At 60.1% G+C, this 21,123-nt stretch carries 25 protein-coding genes; 11 read left to right on the top strand and 14 right to left on the bottom strand.

The features are described from left to right. Positions 1-146 precede the first annotated feature (146 nt). Genes VMT30_03740 through VMT30_03730 form a run of 3 tightly spaced genes read right to left on the bottom strand, consistent with a single transcriptional unit; the run spans position 147 to position 2,630 of the window. A complete protein-coding gene (locus tag VMT30_03740; GenBank protein ID HVQ44052.1) occupies positions 147-539 on the bottom strand; it encodes a hypothetical protein in 393 nt (130 codons plus the stop codon). After that, on the bottom strand, positions 536-1,012 hold the full coding sequence (gene tsaE / locus VMT30_03735; protein ID HVQ44051.1) for a tRNA (adenosine(37)-N6)-threonylcarbamoyltransferase complex ATPase subunit type 1 TsaE: 477 nt from the start codon (positions 1,010-1,012) through the stop codon (positions 536-538). Before tsaE ends, VMT30_03740 begins: the two co-directional genes overlap by 4 nt. Continuing rightward, positions 894-2,630: a lamin tail domain-containing protein gene (locus VMT30_03730; protein ID HVQ44050.1), complete on the bottom strand. Its 1,737-nt coding sequence runs from the start codon at positions 2,628-2,630 to the stop codon at positions 894-896. Before VMT30_03730 ends, tsaE begins: the two co-directional genes overlap by 119 nt. A 169-nt stretch (positions 2,631-2,799) precedes the next feature. On the opposite strand from VMT30_03730, the gene VMT30_03725 reads away from it, so the two are divergent. The 11 genes from VMT30_03725 (at position 2,800) to VMT30_03675 (ending at position 13,789) form a co-directional block, all read left to right on the top strand. Then, positions 2,800-4,815 carry a GspE/PulE family protein gene (locus VMT30_03725; GenBank protein HVQ44049.1) on the top strand — a complete coding sequence of 672 codons (2,016 nt, stop codon included), beginning with the start codon at positions 2,800-2,802 and terminating at the stop codon, positions 4,813-4,815. After that, the gene (locus VMT30_03720; GenBank protein ID HVQ44048.1) at positions 4,815-6,041 is read left to right on the top strand and encodes a type II secretion system F family protein; all 1,227 of its coding nucleotides are present in this window, start codon (positions 4,815-4,817) and stop codon (positions 6,039-6,041) included. Before VMT30_03725 ends, VMT30_03720 begins: the two co-directional genes overlap by 1 nt. A 131-nt stretch (positions 6,042-6,172) precedes the next feature. Further along, complete coding sequence (locus VMT30_03715; GenBank protein HVQ44047.1) at positions 6,173-7,234, top strand: glycosyl hydrolase; 1,062 nt, start codon at positions 6,173-6,175, stop codon at positions 7,232-7,234. A gap of 144 nt (positions 7,235-7,378) precedes the next feature. Next, the gene (locus VMT30_03710; protein HVQ44046.1) at positions 7,379-7,843 is read left to right on the top strand and encodes a prepilin-type N-terminal cleavage/methylation domain-containing protein; all 465 of its coding nucleotides are present in this window, start codon (positions 7,379-7,381) and stop codon (positions 7,841-7,843) included. A 103-nt stretch (positions 7,844-7,946) separates the two neighbouring features. Further along, a complete protein-coding gene (locus VMT30_03705; protein HVQ44045.1) occupies positions 7,947-9,326 on the top strand; it encodes a carboxypeptidase regulatory-like domain-containing protein in 1,380 nt (459 codons plus the stop codon). Beyond that, positions 9,313-9,906, top strand: a complete 594-nt coding sequence (locus VMT30_03700; protein ID HVQ44044.1) for a prepilin-type N-terminal cleavage/methylation domain-containing protein — start codon at positions 9,313-9,315, stop codon at positions 9,904-9,906. The genes VMT30_03705 and VMT30_03700 overlap by 14 nt, the downstream gene beginning before the upstream one ends. Further along, the gene (locus VMT30_03695) at positions 9,903-11,309 is read left to right on the top strand and encodes a hypothetical protein (GenBank protein ID HVQ44043.1); all 1,407 of its coding nucleotides are present in this window, start codon (positions 9,903-9,905) and stop codon (positions 11,307-11,309) included. The genes VMT30_03700 and VMT30_03695 overlap by 4 nt, the downstream gene beginning before the upstream one ends. Positions 11,310-11,356: 47 nt before the next feature. Beyond that, a complete protein-coding gene (pilM, locus tag VMT30_03690; protein HVQ44042.1) occupies positions 11,357-12,412 on the top strand; it encodes a type IV pilus assembly protein PilM in 1,056 nt (351 codons plus the stop codon). Continuing rightward, on the top strand, positions 12,409-12,954 hold the full coding sequence (locus VMT30_03685; GenBank protein ID HVQ44041.1) for a PilN domain-containing protein: 546 nt from the start codon (positions 12,409-12,411) through the stop codon (positions 12,952-12,954). Before pilM ends, VMT30_03685 begins: the two co-directional genes overlap by 4 nt. Next, positions 12,951-13,505 carry a type 4a pilus biogenesis protein PilO gene (gene pilO / locus VMT30_03680; protein ID HVQ44040.1) on the top strand — a complete coding sequence of 185 codons (555 nt, stop codon included), beginning with the start codon at positions 12,951-12,953 and terminating at the stop codon, positions 13,503-13,505. Before VMT30_03685 ends, pilO begins: the two co-directional genes overlap by 4 nt. Positions 13,506-13,507: 2 nt before the next feature. After that, entirely contained in the window at positions 13,508-13,789 is a 282-nt protein-coding gene (locus VMT30_03675) for a hypothetical protein (protein ID HVQ44039.1), read from the top strand. On the opposite strand, the gene VMT30_03670 is transcribed toward VMT30_03675, so the two are convergent. From VMT30_03670 to VMT30_03620, 11 genes are all read right to left on the bottom strand, one after another. Continuing rightward, positions 13,782-13,973 (bottom strand): hypothetical protein, encoded by a 192-nt coding sequence (locus tag VMT30_03670; GenBank protein HVQ44038.1) that lies wholly within the window; start codon positions 13,971-13,973, stop codon positions 13,782-13,784. The genes VMT30_03675 and VMT30_03670 overlap by 8 nt on opposite strands. A gap of 2 nt (positions 13,974-13,975) precedes the next feature. Then, the gene (locus VMT30_03665) at positions 13,976-14,404 is read right to left on the bottom strand and encodes a VOC family protein (GenBank protein HVQ44037.1); all 429 of its coding nucleotides are present in this window, start codon (positions 14,402-14,404) and stop codon (positions 13,976-13,978) included. Positions 14,405-14,492: 88 nt separating this feature from the next. Next, positions 14,493-15,074, bottom strand: a complete 582-nt coding sequence (locus tag VMT30_03660) for a hypothetical protein (protein HVQ44036.1) — start codon at positions 15,072-15,074, stop codon at positions 14,493-14,495. Further along, positions 15,071-16,090 carry a Holliday junction branch migration DNA helicase RuvB gene (gene ruvB / locus VMT30_03655; protein ID HVQ44035.1) on the bottom strand — a complete coding sequence of 340 codons (1,020 nt, stop codon included), beginning with the start codon at positions 16,088-16,090 and terminating at the stop codon, positions 15,071-15,073. The genes VMT30_03660 and ruvB overlap by 4 nt, the downstream gene beginning before the upstream one ends. 111 nt (positions 16,091-16,201) lie before the next feature. Further along, positions 16,202-16,939, bottom strand: a complete 738-nt coding sequence (locus tag VMT30_03650; protein HVQ44034.1) for a hypothetical protein — start codon at positions 16,937-16,939, stop codon at positions 16,202-16,204. Between the two features lie 103 nt (positions 16,940-17,042). Continuing rightward, the gene (locus VMT30_03645; protein ID HVQ44033.1) at positions 17,043-17,291 is read right to left on the bottom strand and encodes a hypothetical protein; all 249 of its coding nucleotides are present in this window, start codon (positions 17,289-17,291) and stop codon (positions 17,043-17,045) included. A 92-nt stretch (positions 17,292-17,383) separates the two neighbouring features. Next, positions 17,384-18,109, bottom strand: a complete 726-nt coding sequence (locus tag VMT30_03640; GenBank protein HVQ44032.1) for a hypothetical protein — start codon at positions 18,107-18,109, stop codon at positions 17,384-17,386. A 37-nt stretch (positions 18,110-18,146) separates the two neighbouring features. Beyond that, positions 18,147-18,569, bottom strand: coding sequence for an NUDIX domain-containing protein (locus VMT30_03635; GenBank protein ID HVQ44031.1), 423 nt, complete (start codon positions 18,567-18,569; stop codon positions 18,147-18,149). After that, a complete protein-coding gene (gene ruvA / locus VMT30_03630; protein HVQ44030.1) occupies positions 18,570-19,127 on the bottom strand; it encodes a Holliday junction branch migration protein RuvA in 558 nt (185 codons plus the stop codon). Positions 19,128-19,213: 86 nt separating this feature from the next. Then, a complete protein-coding gene (locus VMT30_03625) occupies positions 19,214-19,885 on the bottom strand; it encodes a hypothetical protein (GenBank protein ID HVQ44029.1) in 672 nt (223 codons plus the stop codon). Between the two features lie 95 nt (positions 19,886-19,980). Then, a complete protein-coding gene (locus VMT30_03620) occupies positions 19,981-20,958 on the bottom strand; it encodes a transposase (protein ID HVQ44028.1) in 978 nt (325 codons plus the stop codon). Positions 20,959-21,123: the final 165 nt, after the last annotated feature.

Below are 21,123 nucleotides of genomic sequence, written 5' to 3'. Positions count from 1 at the left end.
AAACAGTGTAGAACATTTGTTTGGCCTTTTCAGCTCGCCGAGCCGGAGAAAACGGAGATAGCAATAGATGGATTCGGAGTAAGCGGCGAAGCGGGTATCAACAGTAGTAGGGAACAATCCCATTAAACGTGAGATTTGATTCCTGGTCAAGTTTTGGGCTTGGTGATATTGGCTTCGGCCCCGTAATGGGGCAGCGCCGGACGGCCCGGCGGAGTATCTGCGAGGCTTTTTATGGCTGCCTGGGGCCAATCTTCGCCCATAGCGCCGACGACGGGGAGTCCGAGGCTATCGGCCAGAGCGTTGGCGACGGTGTGACCGATGCGCAGCGATGTGAACGACCCGGGGCCACTAAAGACGATGATGCCACTCAGTGCCGCTTCGCCGCCATGGGGCTCGGTGAACCTGGCAATGCGAGCGAGCAGCTGATCGGCCAGGGCGCGTCCGCTGGTCCAGGCGTCCTCAGCGAGGGGCGCGCCGCCTTTGGCCGGATAGAGCTGGAGGCAAGCGGCGTCGTCCGAGGTTTTGATGGCGAGAATCATACTGGTGGTTCCGGACTGAGTTGATGAACGATTTTGTCTGAGAGCGGGCCGCTGCCGGAGAATATCAGCTTGCGGCCGGTGTCGCTGGTGACTTCGAACCTAATGGTGAGATGGTCGGCCGGAAGCCGAGTCTCGGCGACACCGGCCCATTCGATGACCGTGATTATGGTCGGCTCGCCGATGTCTTCGCCGAGCTCGGCGCCCACTACGCCGGCTTCGCCTAGGCGGTAGAGATCGTAGTGATGTATTTCGCGTCCGTCCGGCAACGCGTAGATGTTGCTTAGCGTAAAGGTCGGACTGGTGACGGCGCCGGTGTAGCCCAGGGCCCGGGCGAGGCCTTGCACGAAGGTAGTTTTACCCCCGCCCAGATCGCTTGCCAACTCCACCACCTCCCCGCCCGACAAGAGCCGGGACAGGCGCCGGGCGACCGATTGGGTACCCTCGGAGTTTGTGGTAGTAGTTTCGTAGGTCATAGCGGAATTCATACATGATATAGGCAATCGTGAGCCCGGCCAAGACAAATAGCAACCAGCGGCCGGCCGGCGTGCTGGCGGCATTGGTGAGCGGGGTCGTGACCGATTTGGTGGCTTTGGGTTTGGCGGCGGCTTTGGGCTTGGCGGCCGCGGCGGCTTTGGGCTTGGTAGCTTTGGCGGCCGCGGTTTTGGCGGCGGCTGCGGCGGTACCGGGTGCGGCGAGGAGGTTGGCGGCGCCGGGCGTGGGCTGGCCGGTCCAATGCCAGCCGTCGTCGAAGCGGGCCCAGGCGTCGCCGGTGGTGGTCTTGGGGTACGTCGCTGTGGCGCCCAGCTGGGCGCCGTCGGGGGTGTAGAGTGCCACGGAGCTGCCGGTATTGGCGAGTGAGAGCTTGGTGTCGGCAGATTTGAGGGCTATGTAGCCTCCGGGGCCGACCGTGACGTCTTTTATGACATATTTGCTCGTAAGATCGTGGCCGGTCTTGAGAACGTATCCGGTAAGATCGACCTCAGTATCACCGGGGTTGTAAATCTCAATGAATTCGTCGGAGGCATCGGTGAGGGGCGCTACGGGGTCGGGTAGAAGCTCATTGAGCTCCACGACGGCGTAATCGGCCGAGCCTTCGGCGCCGGCGGTGCCGGGTACGGGCGTGTACTCGTTGGCGGCGCCGGGCGTGGGCGTGAGCGTCCAGCGCCACGCGTCGTCCACAAAGGCCCAGCTGGCGCCAGGCACGGCGGTTTCCCAGGTGGCGGCGGTATCGATGACGGTCCCGGAGGGGTCAATGAGGTTGGCCACGCCCCCGGAATTTGAAAGTGAGATGGTGGAGCCGCCGGAGGTGACGACGTAGTAGCCGTCGGCTTCGAGGGTGCCAGCCGGTAGCGGGTAATTGTGGGTGCCGGTCCGGATGACGTAGCCGCCCAGCTCGATCGGCACGTCGCCGCCATTGTGAAGCTCGATGAATTCGTCACGGCTGTCGGTGCTCGGTGCGACCGGGTCGACGAGCAGTTCGCTGAGCTCGAGCGCGGCTGGGCCGGACGACCCGGCGGCGGGTGGTGTAGCGACAGGCGGCGCCGCGGCTGCCGACAAAGCGCGAGGCGACGGCTGGGTCTGCACAAAGAAATCGAGTGCGTTGTCACCATGGGCGCCCTCGGTGCCGGCGTGGCGCTCGAGGCTGGAGCCGGCCGGTGGCACGGCGGCGGGTTGCCCGGTACCGCAGCTAGCGGCGCCCCACGCCACTGCGTCGTCGGTGACCTGCGCGTCATTTACGATCCGCACCGTGCCAACGGACGCCAAACCGGAGGCAAAGCCGGCGTCGGCAGCGAGATAGCCGCTAGAAGCAAGCAGGAAGTGTGCGCCGGCCGGAATGATCCCATCGGTGATAGTGGTTTTGGTGGCCCAGCCTTTGGTGCAGTCGGTGCCATTGGCGCTGGAAGCGGCGCGGTATTGGAGCTTCCAGCCAGACAGCGAGACGGTGCTGCCGGAAGTATTGAGGAGCTCGACGTATTCATCGGTGGCCTTGGCGCTGCCGGCCTGCTGCAGCCCGGAAATAACAATGCCGCTGCTCGAGGCTGCGGCGACCGAGGATATGAGCCCCGTTTGAGCGAATAAATAACCAACCAAGACACTAACGCAAACCGCAATCCGAAACCGCATAGTGAGCACTCCCCTTAGTTATGTTGTGCACCCTCCTGAGAACCTCCTGAAGAATAAGCGAACAAAAGCCGTAGAGCAAGCACGGGCTTTTTACGAGCCTTGCGTTATTACGGTTATGCTAAAATAGGGGTATATTATGCGCATATCTGACGGTGAGCTCAAAAAGTTGTTGCTCGACTCTGGTTTAGTGAAGCCGGAGGTGATTGAAGATGCGATGCCCAAGAGCGAAGGGAGTGAATCGCTGCAGACGGCGGTGCTCAAAAAGAAGCTCATCAGCGATAAAGACCTGGTGAAGCTGTACGCCAAGAGTATCGATGTGCCGTTTGTGGAACTATCGGAGATCAAGATTCCGCGAGAGCAGCTGCTGAAGATTCCGGAGCGGATTGCGCGCAAGTACCAGGTGGTGCTGTTTGGCGCCGAAGAGGATGCGCTGCAGCTGGCGATGGCCGACCCGGAAGACTTTCAGGCGGCAGACTTCATCACGAAGCAGGTGGGTGGCAAGCTCAAGACCTACATCGCGACGGCCGCGGATATTTTGGCAGCGATCGATCAGTACAAAGGCAACATTTCGAACGAGATTACCAAGGCTATCAAGGATTCTTCGGCGGACGCGAGCGCTTCGGAGGAAAAAATTTCGGCCAAGGACCTGGCTGAGGACGCGCCGATCGCCAAGACGGTGAACGTGATTTTGGAGTACGCCATTAAGAGCCGCGCCTCGGATATTCATCTGGAGCCGCGCGAGAACATTGTGCAGGTGCGCTACCGGGTGGATGGGGTGCTGCGCGAGACGATGACGCTACCGAAGCCGATTTTGGCCGCGGTGGTGAGCCGCATTAAGATTTTGGCGAATTTGAAAATAGATGAGCACCGGGTGCCGCAAGACGGGCGGTTTAAGTTTGCGATGGGCAGCAAGCAGGTGGCGTTGCGGGTGAGCACGCTGCCGATCATGGACGGCGAAAAGGTGGTGATGCGTATCTTGGACGAGAGCGCGCGGGCGCTGACGCTCGAGGAGCTGGGCTTTACCGGCCACGCGCTGGAGGCGATCGTACGCAATCTGCACAAACCGCACGGCATGACGCTCGTGACGGGGCCGACGGGATCGGGTAAATCGACCACGCTGTATTCCATACTGAGCCTGCTCAATACGCCGGGGGTGAATATTTCCACGGTGGAAGACCCGGTGGAGTACCGGGTGCAGGGGGTAAACCAGACGCAGGTGAATCCGAAGACGGGCATGACGTTTGCGGCGGGACTGCGCGCGTTGCTGCGGCAGGACCCGAACATCATCATGGTGGGTGAGATTCGCGACGGCGAGACGGCCGACCTGGCGGTGCAGGCGGCGCTGACGGGGCATGTGGTGCTCTCGACACTGCACACGAATAATGCGGCTACCACGCTCCCCCGCTTGCTCGACATGGGGCTGGAGGCGTTTTTGATCGCGAGCACGGTCAACACGGTGATCGGGCAGCGGCTGGTGCGGCGGCTGTGCCAGGTGTGCCGTATCGGGTACATTCCCGAGGGCGTGGAGCTGACGAACGTCAAGCGCGATTTTGCGCTTGACGCAGCGCTGAAGCGCTTCAACGACCTGAAGGGCGCGCCCGAGAAGCCGTTGGTAGCCGCGGCTGCCCCCGATGCGGCGCCGCTGGCGCCTGTGCCGCAGGTGATGGTGCCGACAGAGCATAAAAAGGGCCGGGTGATCAACCCCGAGCACGACATCGACACGGCCAAAAGCATTTTGGATAAAATCGCCGCCGATCCAAACATCATCAACCGCAGCGCCGCCGATGCGGGCAAGCCCAAGCCGGCGGCGCTGCCGGTAGCGGTGGCGACGACGGCCGCAACGGAACCGGCCAAGCCCGCCCAGCCTGCCGCTAGCCCCAAAGATTTGAAGGCCGGGCAGTTTATGTTGTTTAAGCCTGGCCCCGGCTGCGAGGCATGCGGCGGCGCAGCGTATCAGGGGCGCATGGGCATCTATGAGGTGCTCGAGGTAGACGATACGGTGTCGAAGATGATCGTGGGCCGCGCTACTTCGGACGACATCCAGATGGCGGCGGTGCGCGCCGGCATGCTCACGATGCAGCAAGACGGCTTTGTAAAGGCGCTGCAGGGCAAAACGACGATCGAAGAAATCCTGCGGGTAACGCGCGAATAATGGGGCAATTTAGCTACAGCGCGCGGGATAAAAGCGGCGCCATCACGAAGGGCTCGGTCTTTGCGGCGGACCGCCCAGCAGCTACGGCCAGCCTGGTGGAAAAGGGCCTGACGCCGATTCTTGTCAAAGAAGCTGCGGGCGAAAAAGGGCCCGGGCTCAAAGGCCTCCTGACCGGCGGATTATCGCTTGGCAAAGGGGTGCGCCTCCAAGACAAAGTGGTCTTCAGCCGCCAGTTTGCCACCATGATTAACGCCGGCGTGCCGATCGTGCAATCGCTGAACATTTTGCGCGAACAAACGGAGAGCCAAAAACTTAAAAAAACGGTGGCGGAGGTGTCGAAACAGGTGGAAGGGGGCTCGACGCTGGCCAGCGCACTGGCGGTACACCCGGAGGTGTTCAATCCGATCTACGTGAACATGGTGAAGGCCGGGGAGACCGGCGGTATTTTGGATCAGGTGCTCGACCGGCTGGCGACGCAGCAAGAAAAAGACGCCGAGGTGGTGAGCAAGGTGCGCAGCGCCATGATTTATCCGGCGGTCATTACGACGGCCACGGTGAGCGCGTTTTTCTTTTTGATGACGGTGATCGTGCCGAAGCTTTCGAGCATTTTTGAAGACGCGGGGGCACAGCTGCCGATTTACACCAAAATCATGCTGGCGATTTCGCATTTTTTGGTAAACGACTGGTATTTTGTGATTGGCGGGTTTGTGGCGGCAGTGGTGCTGTTTATTCGCTGGCGCAAGACGCCGGGGGGCAAGCGCACGATTGACCGATTGATTTTGAAGGCGCCGATTTTTGGGCCGATCATCGTGAAGGTCAACATTGCGCGGTTTTCGCGCACCTTTGGCTCGCTGATGGCCTCGGGGATTTCGGTGCTCGACGCGATTAATGCGACCAAGACGGCGCTGGGCAATAGTGTGTACCAAGACGAGCTGGCGGAAGTGGCACAAAAGGTGAAAAACGGCCGGCCGATGAGCGAGCACATCCGGGCTTCGAAAAACTTCCCGGCGATCGTAGGCCAGATGCTGAGCGTGGGCGAGGAGACGGGGCAGCTGGATTCGATTTTGCTGAAGCTGGCGGAATTCTATGAAAAAGAGGTGGATACGGTGGTGTCGGGCATTACCTCGATCATTGAGCCGATTTTGATCATTGTGCTGGGGGGTATGGTGGGATTCATTGTGATTAGTGTATTTGGACCGATTTCGAGCATTGGGAATTCGATCTAAGCCCCGTTTGCCTTGTACAAGGAAATATATTGTGGTATAAAGACCTACCTGTTGGTCTCCTGGGCTCCTGACCCTTAGCCCTACCAACAGGCACACCACGGTGCCTGTTGGCACCGAGACGGGGGAATACCATGCAAGGATTACGGCAAGGACGGTTTGTCCGGCTGCTCGTCGCCGCGACGCTAGCGGCGGCGGGTATCGTTCCGGCGGTGCTGGCAGCCACAGCGGTTCCGGCTGCCGCCACGGCGGCCACGGCGGCCACGGCGGCCACGGCGGCGGCGTATCTGCCGGCCGTGCTCGGCACCGACGCCGACAACCTCGGCTCGCTCGACGCCACCCTGAGTGCCATGGGTGTGGCACGTCTCGACTGGAACACCAGCTACATGAGTCAGAGCCAGGACCTCGACACGGCTCTGCTCAACGGCGAGGCGGCGCGGTGGATCAACCACCACATCGTCACGATCGAGACGTGGGACACGCTGGCCCACATCGGCGCCGGCGCCCAAGACGCGAACATGAGTCGGATCGCCGGCCAGATGAAGACATGGGTAGCAGCCCACCCCGGCCACGAGATCATCGTGCGGCCGCTGCACGAGGCCAACGGGACCTTCTACCCCTGGACATTCGGGGGCGATAATCCGAACCACAACACGCCCGCGCAATTCGGGCCGGCGTGGCAGCGCATTCGCAACACCATGCGCACGGCGTTCCCGGGGCTGTCCTTCTACTGGTGCCCGAATATTCTTCGGGACGGCAAAACCTCGTTCGCCAACTTCTATCCCGGCAACGACAATACGGAGTACGTCGGCGACGACGGCTACAACCGGTCGACGTCGGACGGCGCGAGCGACCCGTACTCCTGGCGCACGCCCACCAACGTGCGGCAGGCCACGATCACGGCGATTCGGGCGCTAGCTCCGCTCGACAAGCCGTACATCGTCGGGGAGACCGGCAGCAGCGAGCCGGCCTCGGGTGCGGCCCAGAACGGCCACAGCAAGGCCCAGTGGGACCAGCAGCTGGGCGAGTGGATGCGCACCGTGGCCCCGGCGTACAACGTGATCCTCGTGAACTACTTCGACCATCCGGCCACCGCCGACAACCCGAACGACTGGCGCATCTACCCGGTCCCACTCTCGACCGCAACCGCTTCGCGGGCTGCCTTCCGGCAGTACGTGTCCGTCTTCGCCTCCTAGGAGGCCTGTCCCGCTCCGGCGCACTTGCCGGGGCGGGACTTTGGCCTTGCGGGTGTCATTGACATTAAACCTTAAGCGCTTTATGATTTGGGCTAAATAGAGCTAGACTTTATTCGTCCACAAATTTTAAGGAGGTGAGCACTCGTGTCCATTGCATCATTAAAGAAACAGGGCGGATTTACCCTCCTCGAGCTTTTGATCGTGATTGTGATCATTGGCATCTTGGCGTTGTTGATCATCCCGAATATTACGTCCGCGCCCAAGAAGGCCCGCGACACGAAGCGCAAGACCGACATTACGACTTTGCGCAAAGGTCTGGAAGAATATTTTGTTAATAATAATGTGTACCCCGCTAGTAGTGGAGCCGTAGGCTCGGGCACTGTTCTTTCGGAATTGAGCAGTGGTACCGCACCCATCGTTAAGACGTTGCCCACCGACCCGAAGAATACTGGTGTGTATGTCTACACCTACACCCCGGCCAACTCGGACTCGACCTACACGCTTAAGGCTTGCTTGGAGAATGACCAGGACAGTGGTGCCAGCGTATCGACCGATAGCAGTTGCGGATCGGCGAGTGCGAAGAAGTTCGAAGTCGTCAACGGCAACTAGTCCCCTGCCGCAAATTTCTGAGACCGACCCTACGGGGTCGGTTTTGGTATTGCCCGAGCGAAGGCCGCGGTGCTTTCTTCAGCATAAGCGTTATAATGGGGACATGAAGCGCGCAAACGAAGGTGGGTTTACGCTGGTCGAAGTAGTGTTTGGGGCTGTGATTATGGCGCTGATGGTGGCGGCTATTGGCGAGCTGTATATCTCGAATATCAACACGGTTGTGCTTGGTAAGTCGCGAGCTATCGGGGTGGCGCTGGCCAATGAGAAAATGGAGACGCTGCGTGACCTACCGTACGATTCATTGGCGACGCAGAGCGGGACGATTTATCCGCCGGGCAATATCCTCGACAACGAAACGGTGACGCGGGGCAATTTTAAATTCAGCGTCCACACCGACCTCAATTTTGTGGACGATCCGTATGACGGGTTTATTTCGTGCCCGTGCGGGAGCGGGCCGGCGGCGGGCAAACCCAAGGATTTGTATCCGTATGATTATAAAAAGGCGCAAATAACGGTGAAGCTGGTGTCGAGCGGCAAGGTGGTTTCGACGCTGTCGACGGATATTGCGGGCAAAGCGGCCGAGACGTCGTCGAACACGGGTATTTTGAGCATCACGGTGCTCGATGCGAACGGCCAGCCGGTGCCGAACGCGAACGTGACGATCGTGAATACGGTGCCCAACCCGGATGTGAATATTGCTACCACGACCGATAATTTGGGCGTAGTGGTGATTCCGAAACTGCCGCCGGACTCGAACAACAATTATCAAATTACGGCCAGCCTGCCGGGTTACTCGACGGACGGTACGATTCCGGAGCCGCCGGGCGCGCAGACGGCGGTGAAGCTCAATATGAATGTTTTGGCACAACAAATTAATCCGATTACGCTGACGATCGATCGGCTCTCGACCTTTTACGTGCATGTGACGGATACGAGCGGCAATCCGATGAATGCTCTGAGCGTCACGACTTCGGGCACCAAACCGATTAAGCAGAGCCCCACAGTGTACAAATATTCGCAGGCTACGGCCACCAACGCGACCGGCGATATCACGCTCAGCGGGATGGAATTTGATCTGACGGGTTATAATTTTGCGGTTCCGACGGGGTATTACGTGGTCACGGTGTCGCCCTATGCGCCCCTGGCGCTGGGAGCGAATTCGTCGTCGACGGCCAATCTGGTGGTGAGCACCTCCAGCTCGTATCCGCGCATCAGCCAAGCGACGCCGCTGACGCAACAGACCGGCACGAGCACCTTTTCGCTCAAAATTACTGGGGCCAACGTTCCGACCGGCACGAGCGTAAAGCTCAAGAAGGCCGGTCAATCGGACATTGCGGCTACCGGCTGCGCTTCGAGCGTGGGCAACACGATCATCACTTGCAATGTGAGTCTCACGGGAGCGGCAACCGGTGCATGGGACCTTGCGGTGACGAACAGCGGGAATACGGCGACACAGACAGGAGGCTTGAATGTTACTCCGTAAACGGCTCGATCAGGGGGGGTACAGCCTCATTGAATTGCTCGTGGTGATGACGCTGACGGCGATGATCGCGGTGCCGCTCGTGATGTTTAGCTACAAGGGGCTGACGTCGTATGCGTTTTTGCAGGCTCAATCGGACACCTCGACCGAGCTCTCGACGCTGTCGGCGCGGATCGGCAAGGTGCTCCGGGGGACGACCGGGGTGCTCAGTGCTCAGCCCAATACGGTTACGGTTTACGGCTATTTCTCGCCGGCCGACACGGTGATCAAGAAGATTCGCTACTACATCAGCGGCAACAACCTGGTGATCGGCGTCACCGACCCGGATAGCGCGGCGATCCCGGCCACCTACAACAACAATCCCGAGAAGCCGACGATTACGCGCGTGGATTTGGCGATGGGGTCCAATACCATGTTTACGTATTACGATGATGCCGGCAACGTGCTTTCCCCGGGCTTTGCGACGAGCCAGGTGCGGGCGATCGGGATTTATGTGGCGGCCAACCCCAAAGCCAAGCAGCTGAGTGTACCGGTGTCGCTAACGACGCGTGTAACATTGCGTAATTTTAAGACGAATCTATGAATCAGCGCACCACTCAATCTGGGTTCATCATGCTCACGGTTTTGATTATGGCCTTTTTGCTGTCGTTTTTGGGGATGGTGGGCGCGCAACTGTTGATCAGCAACGCGCGGTTTAATCAGTACGAGGGCCGTAGCGCCGAGGCAATGAACGTGGCGGAGGCGGGGGTTAATTACTACTTGTGGCATTTGGCGCACAACCCGACGGATTACAAGGATGGCGGCACCACGCCGAGTACGGCGCCGTATGGGCCGTACGTGCACAACTCCTACGACACCGATGGCAACCTGCTCGGCAGCTACACGCTCTACATCACGCCGCCGAGCGGGGGTTCGACGATTACGACCGTGAAGTCGATCGGGCAGGTGCCGCACTTTTCGGGGACGCGCACGATTTTGGCTCAGCTGGGGCAGCCGTCGTTTGCTAATTATGGCTTGCTGTCGCAATCGGAGGTGTGGTTTGGCTCCTCGGAAGCGTCAAATGGGCCGGTGATGTCGAATGTGGGCGTGCACATGGATGGGGTCAATAACGGGACTGTCTCGGCCGGCCAAAAAACCTACAAACCGACCTCGCAATTCGGCGGCAATGGGACCACCTTCCACTGCGGGGTGTGGGGCTCCGGCGGCCCGAGCAGCCAATGGAAGCCGGTGGAGGTAGCGCCCTTTAACGCTACGCCGCCGAATTGCACGGACCCGGTGAGTGTGGTGAACTTTGCCCAAGTGTCGGCCAACCTCACCACCATGAAGGCGAGCGCTCAGAGCGGCGGCACGTACACGGCCGGCAGTGGTTCGAAGGGTTATTCGATTACGCTCAAAAGCAACGGCAAATACGACCGCTGCAAAGTCACCAACGAGACCTTTAGCGGGTCGCGCGCCACGGGTATCACCACGTCGAACTGCTTCAGCGACCTCGCGGCGCCGGCCAACGGCGTGTTGTTCGTGGATGATAACGTGTGGGTGAGCGGCACGAGTTTTCCGGGCCGCATCACGATTGTGGCAGCCACGCTGGGTGGGACTGCGCGCAGCGTCAACATCACGAGCAATCTGACGTATGCGGCCAAAGACGGCTCGGCGGCAATTGGATTGATCGCCCAAGCCGACGTGATCGTGTCGGATTATGCTCCGAACGCGGTGGAGATCGACGCGGCTTTGCTGGCTCAAAACGGGCATGTCTATTCTACCGGGAACGCCGCGGCTAAAACGGGTACGTTGACGTTTTATGGTGCGATTGCGACGTTCTTGTTTTGGACGTGGGGGTATGTGAATGGGTCGGGGACGCTGGTTTCGGGCTGGGGCACCACAGCGACAAATTTCGACTCGAACCTTATTTATGCTCCTCCGCCGCAATATCCAACCACGGGGAATTATTCGATTTTAAATTGGCGCGAGCAGCTGTATAACCCATGACAAGGGCAAAGTGATACAATACGCATAATGGCTATGGTTATATCAGTATGATGCGGGTGCCCTTGGTGTACCGGGAACGGCCGATTTTCGGGTTTGATCTGGGAACGCGCACGGCCAAGATGATTCAGCTGCGGCCCAGCGGCAAAACGATGGAGGTGATGGGCTACGGCTACGCGCAATTCCCCGATGACGCGATCGTGGAAGGCATTGTGGTGGACCCCCAGGAGATCGTGAAAGCGATCAAGCCGTTGCTCAAGAAAACCACCTACGGCCAAATCACGGCCACGCGGGTGGCGGCTAGCTTGCCGGTGGCCAAAGTGTTTACACGCGTGCTAGAGCTGCCGCCGATGAACCCGGCGGATTTGGGGCAGGCGGTGCGGTTGGAGGCGGAGCAGTACATTCCGGTGCCGCTGCCCGACCTCTACATCGACTACGAAACGATCGAAGCGGGCGCCGAGCGCAATGAGGTGCTGATGGTAGCGGCGCCGCGGGCGATCGTGGATAGCTACATCAAATTGTTTGATCTGCTGGGGCTGGAGGTGGCGCTGGTAGATTCGAGTATGGCAGCCACGACGCGCGCGATCGTGGCCTCGACGCAGCTGGGCAAGCCGACGCTGGTGGCCGACATCGGCTCGACCTCGATCGACCTGACGGTGCACGACAAGGTGATCCGGCTGACCGATACGGTGCCACTGGGGGGCGACAGCCTCACCCAGCAGCTCGTGAAGGACCTGGGAGTGGGCCGCGAGCAGGCCAATGAAATTAAATATAAATTTGGGCTGGGGCCGTCGGGACTGCAGCCCAAAGTGATGGCCAGTCTGGGCGTGCCGCTGAAGAAGATGTGCGACGAGATGCGGCGGGTGATGAAGTTTTACCAGGACCGGGGTGCTCAGAAGCGCAAGATTGAGGCGATCATCGTGGGCGGCGGCAGCGCCAGCATGCCGGGATTTTTGGAGTATATGGCGGCGGAAATTAACGTGCCGGTGGTGCTGGCCGATCCGTGGATGGGCCTCGATATGAAGCATGTGGAGCCGGTATCGAAGTATGACGCGCCCATGTACACCTCGGCGATCGGGCTGGCGCGGCTGGAGGGCAAGCTGTGATCAACCTCTTGCCGCCCGATCAAAAAGAGCAGATTCGCTACGCCAAGCTCAACCGGATTGCAATTGTGTATGTGCGGACATCGGTGGCGGTGGCGGTGGTGCTCGGGGTAATCTTTGCGGGCAGCCTCTACCTGCTCCACCAGCAAACTACCGCCGTGGCGAATGATGTGGCCGAAAAGCAGGCCACGATTGCGGCTCTCAACAAGACCTTCACGCCCAAGGCCAAGGACGCGAGCGACCGGCTGGCGGCGATCAAGTACGTGCAGGTGAGCCAGACGCGGTTTTCGTCGGTGGTGGCGGATATCGCCAAGGTGGTGCCGCAGGGGGTGTCGATCGACAGCATGACGCTCACGGGCGACGACAAGACGGCGGTGCGGATCACGGTGACGGCGGCCAGCTACGCCGGCGCGCTGGCGTTTCGCAACGCGCTCATCACCTCGCCGCGGATCGCCAACGCCGACCTGGAAACGATCAGCTCCAACACCAGCGGCAGTTATCAGACCAGTGTGGTGGTGGCGTTTAAGCCGGGGCAAGCCAAATGAAACCGAAGCAGTTTTTCTTGGTATTGCTCGGGGTTTTTGGCGGGACGGTGCTGCTGGCCGGGGTGGGCTACTACTTTGCTTTGCAGCAAGTGACGGCTAGCTCGCAGCAACTTTCGGTGGGATTGGCGGCGCAGGCCGACGCCGATCGGCAGATCGAGACGCTCAGCCGGCTTAAACGCCAATACGACCGCGACATTGTGCCGATTTTGTCGCTGCTTGACGAAGCCTTGCCGCGCGACAAGAAGCAAACCGAGATTTTGGCTCAGCTGCAAAACATCGCGGCCCAGCAGGGGCTGGCGATTGCGAGTGTGAATATGCCCAGCCCCGTGGGTCTGCCCACCGGGACTTCGCAGACGGTGAAGAGCGGGACGGTGCTGGCGCTGCCGATTAGTTTTCAGCTGTCGGGGTCGTACGATCAATTGCAGAATTTTACGGCCAAGGTTGAGAAACTCAACCGTTTCACCAACATCACCAACCTCGCCATTAGCCGGCCTGATAAATCAAAACCGATCGTGTACGCGATTGCACTTAATGCCTATATAAAGCCATGAACATGAACCTTAAGCTCGATTTGGATTTTAAGAAGTGGCTGCCGATCGTGCGGCGGCTGCAGCCGTACATCTTTGGGCTGGCGCTGGTGGGGGTGTTTGCGTATACCGCATACGTGCTGAATGCGGCCCTCAATGTTGGCCCCGACCCTACTCCGGTGGCTACGGCCAATCCGGCGACGAAGGTGGTGTTCGACAAGGCGACGATTGACGCGGTGAAGAGCCTGGATGTGGTGGAGGGTGGCGTGCCGGTGGGCGATCTGGGCAAGAGCGACCCGTTTAAGTAGGCGGTACCGGGGTTTGGGACAGGTTTTGGGCCGCCCACTCGACGGGATGGTGGCGCCAGCCGCCAGGTTTGCCGGGCACTGATTTGCCAGTCGCGCGGGATTCGAGCTCGCGCAACAGCTCTGTCATCTCGCGCTTGATGGCTTCGGCATGGGCGAGGTTTTGGGTAAGGGTGGGTTTGCTCATACTTATTTGGAATACTCTGCCAGTTCGAGCAAAATACCTTCCGGTCCGTAAAAATAGCACAGTTTTTTGGTGACGTTATAGACCTGGATATCACTTAGGAATGTCACGTTTTTCGACTTAAGCTTCGCTACTATGCCCTCGATGCCCTTTACTTCGAAGGCCAGGTGCCTGAGTCCGATTTGATTGGCTTGGCCGATGAGAGGATCGCCGGTCCCGGCCGGGGCGTCGTAGCGGATAAGCTCAAGCTTGGTTTCGGCGCCGGGGATTGCCATGGCGATAAACTCGGCTTTGACGCCCCGCAAGTCGACTATTTGATCGATCCACTGTCCCTCGAGCTGGTCTCGTTTGATGACCTCAAAGCCAATATCCGCGAAGAAATCTGCTGCGGTATCGAGGTCTCGGACAACGATGTTGATGTGGTCGATCTTCATTGGAGCTCCTGGCTGAAGGATACAGGTGAAGCGAGATTTTGGCGAATGTTTGGGGTGCGCGGTGAGGGTCGGGCGTGAGAGTTGGGGGTTAGCGAGGTCCGAGCCGGTAGCTATGGTAACTTACCCATAATATCCATAATTGGCAGACGAGCCCCCATCCAACTTCACTCATTAAGACAAACGAAGTACTTTGCAGCGTCGCGAACGTCGCGAGCAAGAGGCAGCCCAACGCTATAAGTGCGAATGACACCGTACTAAATACTCGATCTTTACTACGTTTTGCCATTAGATACATGCCGGCCAGGAATGTGGTTGCGAATATGAGAAATGCGAAATTATGTAGACCCATTAAGAGTCGGCTATCAGGATTGAACGGCAACAGAGCTACGGCGGCAAAACCGAGCATGGACACCGTGAATAATCTAACGGGCGTCTGCAAATATTTATTGAGATGGTATTTGGTAAAAACCCAGAAGCTTAGGGCAGCAACGCAGTAACAGAGACTAAAGATGAATCTTGTCTGCGGTAATGAGGCGAAGTAGCTGATGGGGTGCGCACCGTTGAAAGCCGACGGTTGGCTGAGATAGAAAGACAGCAAGGCCGACCATTCAAATACTACGGCGATGATGCCGCCGTATTTTGCGATTGACTCGACGTTTTTGAGCTTCACGGTGCGGCCGGCGGGGTGAGGCCGAGGTGCGTGTAAGCTTTGGGGGTGACACGGCGGCCGCGCGAGGTGCGCTCAAGCATGCCGATTTGCATGAGGTAGGGTTCGTAGACGTCCTCGATGGTGGTGGCTTCCTCGGAGCAGATGGCGGCTAGCGTGGTGAGGCCGACCGGGCCGCCGGCGTAGTGGGTGATGATGGCCTGGAGGAGCTGGCGGTCGGCGTTGTCGAGGCCGAGGTCATCAATTTCGAGGAGGTGGAGGGCGGCGCGGGCCTCTTTGCGCGTGATAGTGTCGACCTGGTTGACCTGCGCGTAGTCGCGCACGCGCTTGAGGAGGCGATTGGCGATACGCGGGGTGAGGCGGGCGCGGGTGGAGATTTCTTCGGAGGCGTCGCGAGCCAGCTTGACGCCTAGGATGCCGGCGGCGCGCTCGATGACCTCGATCATTTCGGGTGGCGAGTAGTACTCGAGCCGGTGGACATGGCCGAAACGGTCGCGCAGGGGGGCGCTGAGGGCGCCGGCGCGGGTGGTGGCGCCGATGATGGTGAAGCGCGGGAGGTCGAGGCGAATGGATTTGGCGGACGGGCCCTTGCCGAGCATGACGTCGAGGCCGAAGTCTTCCATGGCGGGGTACATCACTTCTTCGACGGTTTTGGGGAGGCGGTGGATCTCGTCGATGAACAGCACATCGCCGTCGGCCAGGTTGGTGAGGAGGCTGGCGAGGTCGCCGGCGCGCTCGATGGCGGGGCCGCTCGTGACGCGCAGATTGGCGCCCAGCTCGGTGGCGATGACGCCGGCCATGGTGGTTTTGCCGAGGCCGGGCGGGCCGTAGAGCAGGATGTGGTCGACCGGCTCGCCCCGGTGCTTGGCGGCGTCGATGGCGAGTTTGAGGTTTTGCTTGAGCAGGTTTTGGCCCACGTAGGCGGCGAAGGACTTGGGGCGCAACGTCTCGAGCGTCCGCTCTTCGGCCTCGGCCGCGGGCGATTCGGGGACTTCGGGATTGACGATGCGCTCGATCATACCAGTATTGTATCAGGCGCGAGCGATCTGGGGGCCGGGGTCGCCGCAGGAGATTGGTGATTTTGTTGGTTTTACGGCCCGGCCCCCACTCGAGGGGCCGGGCCGCATGGGCTAGGCCGTGGCCGAAAGCGGCGGAACGTGCCGCCACCAGTCATTGGTCAGCCCGCGGCTTACGCGACCGCAGAGCGCCTCGCCGGCCGACTGCGACGGCCAGGGAGCTGGTTCGATCGGTCGCCGAGGCGGCGCCGGCTCGTCCGGGCTGGGACAGAAGAAGCACGATGATGCTCCATCGCGCGGCCAGAGGTGATGCGGCGCCTCCTCCTTGAAGGTCAGCCGGTAGGCCAGCCGGAAGAGCCCGTCGGTGTTGAGGTCGGGGTCGCCGGAGCCACTGGGTTGGTGGCCGATGCCGACGCGGCTGACCTGTCGAGCCCACGCGCCGTGGTTGTCGCGCTCCACTAGCTCGTGCCAGATGTGGTCGATCACCTCCGAGGTCATGCCGAAGGGGAACGAGAACACGGTGCCCAGGGCGAAGTAGCGCATGAGCTCGCGCCAGTGGAGCTGGGCGGCCGCCTCGGTGAGGCCGTACTGCTGGCGATGGGCCGCGATGACCGCCCGCGGGGCTGGCGCCTCCTTGAACCGGTCGAGCGTGGCTCGGGACTTGTAGTGGAAGGTGATTCCCGGGCGAGCCGGGAGCCACAGGGCGACGAACTGATCGCCGACGAACAGCTCCTCGGAGCGCCGGCGCAGAAAGTCCTCGAGCCGGGCGGCGCGATCGGTGAGCCATTCCGCCCAGGTCTCGGGACGCGGGAGGGCGTCCGGACCCGGGCGTTCGAGCAGACCTACTGACATGCGTCCTCCTACAGGACTCGGATGACTACGCAAAATTACCTTACCAAAAACCGGGTTACTATCGATAGTGGGATGCGTTGAAGATTCCTGGCGTGGCGCGGGGCTAGCTGCGCGCCTGCTCCAGTCGGGCGATGCGGGCTTCGTGCTGGTCGAGGCGGCTCAGGGTGTCGCGTTCGAGCAAGCCCATACTAGTGGTGATCCGAGACTCCATGCGATCGAGCTCTATCCTCAAATCGGCTTTGGTAGCCAGCTTTGCAGTGACTGCCTTGAGCTCTTCTCGCGTTGCCAGCCCCTTGGTGGCATCGTTGATGATGGTTTGGATTTGGCCTAGGTCTTCGCGTGTGAGAGACATATTTCTACCCCTTCTGAATGTCAGTATATCTTATGGACTGAGTCCATTATACCGAACAAAAAGCGAATATGCAACGGGTGGGTGGGGCCGGATTATTTATCCCAAACGCGAATGCTCAAAACTTTCTTGTGGGTTTCGGACTGAACGCTGCGAAACCAGGCGATGTGGCCGTCGGAGGTTTTGAAACAATATTGGTCGTTGGCGCTCACATAATACGCACCAAGTGAACGGTATTTGTCGTTGGTAATGAGATATACACAGCGGGCATAGGCCTCGCTTTCGGATGTGTTGGTCGCGCTGTAAAAGTCGGCGTGGTCGGCGTTGGCGGCGAGGCCGTTGGTGTCATTGAGGAATAGGTCATTTGAGCCGGTGGCGAGGGATTGATTGGGCGTGATCCGTCCGCCGGCTTCGAGGTCGATGGCGTCTCCGCTAGTGAGCGTGATGGCGCCGCTGAAGAGGGGTTTGGGCGTGGGACTGGGGGAAGAACTGGGAGCGACCGACGGCGTGGGGCTCGCTGGGGGGCCGAAAATGGGCTGAGACGGCGTGCCGAGAACGAGGCGGTCGATGGAGACGGCCAGCGTGGAACTGCCCGCGAGCATCATGAGGATGACGAAGGCGGCTTGGCGACCGAGCGGCTTGCCCCAGCGCCCGATCAGCAGGTATGCGCCGGTCGCAAGCGCCAGGGAGGCGGCGATAATGATAATGATATGCGACTTGTTCTGAAACACGCCGACGACAGCCGAAACATTGGCGACGATACTGAGGGCGTCGAGGAGGCGGCGGGCGCTAGGGTTGGGGGCTGATGGCTTGGGTGACATGGGTGTGTTTAGCGTACCGTACGGGGGTAGCTGGCGTCTATTCTGATATAAGCTGATCGATCACGGCGTCTTCCGGGGGCATGAGGTCGTAATGGTGACGCTGGGCGGGATCGATCCATTGATGATCGTCGTGTTCGTCGCTGAGGGTAATGTCTGTAACCTCGGTGCGGCAGAGCATAAATATACCAACAATCTGCAGGGTTTGGCCATGGACATGCGGCCGCCACTCGCCGACATGCAGCGGCCGGATGACCTCGACGGTGAGGCCGGTCTCCTCTTTGATCTCGCGCGCCAAGCCGTCGGCGAAGGCCTCGCCGGGTTCGAGCTTGCCGCCGGGTAGTTGGTAGCGGCCGACATTAGTGTTGCCGTCGCCGGCCGGGCCTTCGCGCAGGATGAGCACTTGGCCGGCGGGGTCTAGGATGACGGCTTTGGCGGCGACTTTGAGGATTGGTACCGGCATTTATTTGACCTGCTTGAGGGCGGCTTTGAGGCGGGATTGGTCACCTGAGATGTCGGCGGGAATCTGCGCGACGGCGGCGGTGGCCTGCGCGGGCGTGTAACCGAGCGCCACGAGGCCCTGGTAGGTGGGGTCGGCCACCGGCGCGAGGCCGGCGCTCCCCTCCTCTACTTTACCGCGCAGCTCCATGATGACGCGGTGGGCGGTTTTGGGACCGACGCCGGTGATGCCCTTGAGCAGTGCGGGGTCGTTGGAGTTAATGGCTTGGCGAAGGCGCGATTCGCCGGCGGCCGAGAGAATTTGCAGCGCCACTTTGGGGCCGACGCCGTTGACGGCGATGAGTTGGGCGAAGAGTTGCTTGGAGGCGCGGGCGCTAAAGGCGTAGAGATTGTGCGCATCTTCGCGAATTTGCTCGGAGATGTAATACGTGGCCACGGCACCAAGCTCGGCACTCCCCCATTCGTCGACCGTGACGAATAATTCGTAGCCGACGCCGCCCGCTTCGAGTACGAGGCTGGTTTCGAGCTTTTCGGTGACGACGCCACGCAGAGTTGCAATCATGGGGCTATTGTAGCAGGGATTTAACGTGTCGAGCGGCGCCTCCCCGGGTGTGGGGAGGCGCCGCTAGGGCGGACAGGATGGGTTGTTCAGTCGGCTCCGCCGTCATCGAGCTTGAGGGTGAGGACCCAGGCTGCGATGGCCAGGGCGTTCTGGTAGGCCGTGGCCCAGCCCATGGCGGTCTGGGTGTTCTGGTACTCGTTGGCGCGGAGGTCCTCCTCCAGCCGGTGGACGAGCGCCTCCTCGTAGGCGGCCTCGCTCTGCCGAACCGGCTCGGAGGCCGGGAGCGCCTCCTCGAGCTCCCGCACGATTCCCCGGGCGTGCCCGAGCGCCTGCTCCCAGGTGGTGTACAGGAACACGACCGTGGTGGGGTCGCCCGGCTCGGGGGTCGGCGGTTCGGCGGCCGTGATTTTCTGCAGCCGGGACCGGGCCTCGTTCAGCTCGGTGAGCTGCTGCCGATAGTCCTCGAGCTGCCGCTGGTGGCGCGCGTCGACGCGGGCGGTGAGCTCCTCCGGGGTGAGGGCCCGGGCGGCGGCCAGACCCTGCTGCAGTGGGCCGAGGTCACGGCCCAGCTCGCCGCCGACCACCTTGGCCACGAACTCGCCAATCGTGGCCGGCAGGTCCGCCGGCTGGAAGCCGAAGTCGAGCAGCTTCTGGAAGACCGCGTGGCCCGGCTGCTCGACGCCGTTGGCGGCGCGGAGCAGGTCGCCCCACACTCGCAGTGCGGCCGGCGATAAGGGGGTGCGCGTACTCGTGGTCATGTGCCACTCCATCTCGATGTAGGGACGTACGTTTTGTTATAATAATATAATTTCTGCAATTGTCAAAATCCCTCGTCTGACCCACCCTCACTTGCTCACCCTCCCGTAATCACCTGACAGGCTGGTTGCAACATTTCCCTCTCCAGAGCCTCAAAGAATTGCCGAAACCACGACAGAGTCTTCTTGGTATGTCGTGTTTTGTCTGGTTTTCGGGTCCACCAACCGACCAGAAATGACAAAATCACGCTCAAACTTGTAAACCACAATACCACTTTGAGACTGAGCGGCCGGTTGAGCTTGGATTGGTCGAGGTCGAGGATGTGCTTGAGATCCTTAAATGTCTCTTCAATCTCAAACCGGCGGTAGTAGATTCGGACGATTTTCTGCCGCCGGCTGCCCATATCTGAAGTCAAAATGTACCAGGGTTCACCCGTTTCGGGGTCGTCGCTGCGGACAATCCGCAACTTCATACCATCCAGCTGAACCTGCTCGTCTAAGCTGGTCAGTTCGCTCACTCGCACGTGCTCTACTCCGAAATCTACGAATCGTCGAGCCTTGAGCCGGATGTAGAATATGGCTTTATGTCGCATTAAAGTATGCACGAAGTGCTTGCCTCCAAACCCACGGTCGAACACCAGCCGCGGCCAAAATCCGAGCTTGTCCGCAAAGTCCTCAAGAGCCATTTCGGCTTGGTCGTACAGATTGTAGCCCTGCTGGCGATACGCCTGACGCAGTTTTCGCTTGCGTATCGGTATATCATCGCCGCGCGCCGGCAAACGCGGCGAGTACGTTGTTTCGACCAGGCAGGGAATGGCTCGGCCGCGATGGGTTTGGACGGCACCGACGAAGGCCATGAGGCCGTTGAAGTCGGAGTGGTCGCAGGCCACTATGCTAGACGGACGAATAAATCCGAGGCTCATTGTAGCTGTCGAAAGGGCTTCTGCTAAGCCTGAATTTCTCGCGAGACGATCCATTTTGGTGCTGGCCGTATCTGGATTGCTCACCGTTTGGCGGGCATTTGAGGCCAGGCTGGCAAACGGTTTCAAGGTGAGAGCCTGGATTCCGAAACGCATTTGGCCTCGCCACTTAGAAGAAATTTGGGGCATGATGTGGTGTTGAATAATACGGGCACAGGACGGTATGATTTTTGGTGACGGCATTTTTGTTTCCTTCCCGAAACGTTTTGCCGTCATTTTTGTGCCTAAACGATGGTTATGTCAAAAGTGAGGGTGGGTCAG

Source organism: Candidatus Saccharimonadia bacterium (assembly GCA_035544015.1).
In the GTDB taxonomy this organism is placed as follows: domain Bacteria; phylum Patescibacteriota; class Saccharimonadia; order UBA4664; family UBA4664; genus UBA5169.
Note: the sequence above shows the minus strand (reverse complement) of the source record. Positions and strands in the feature narration are given on the sequence as shown.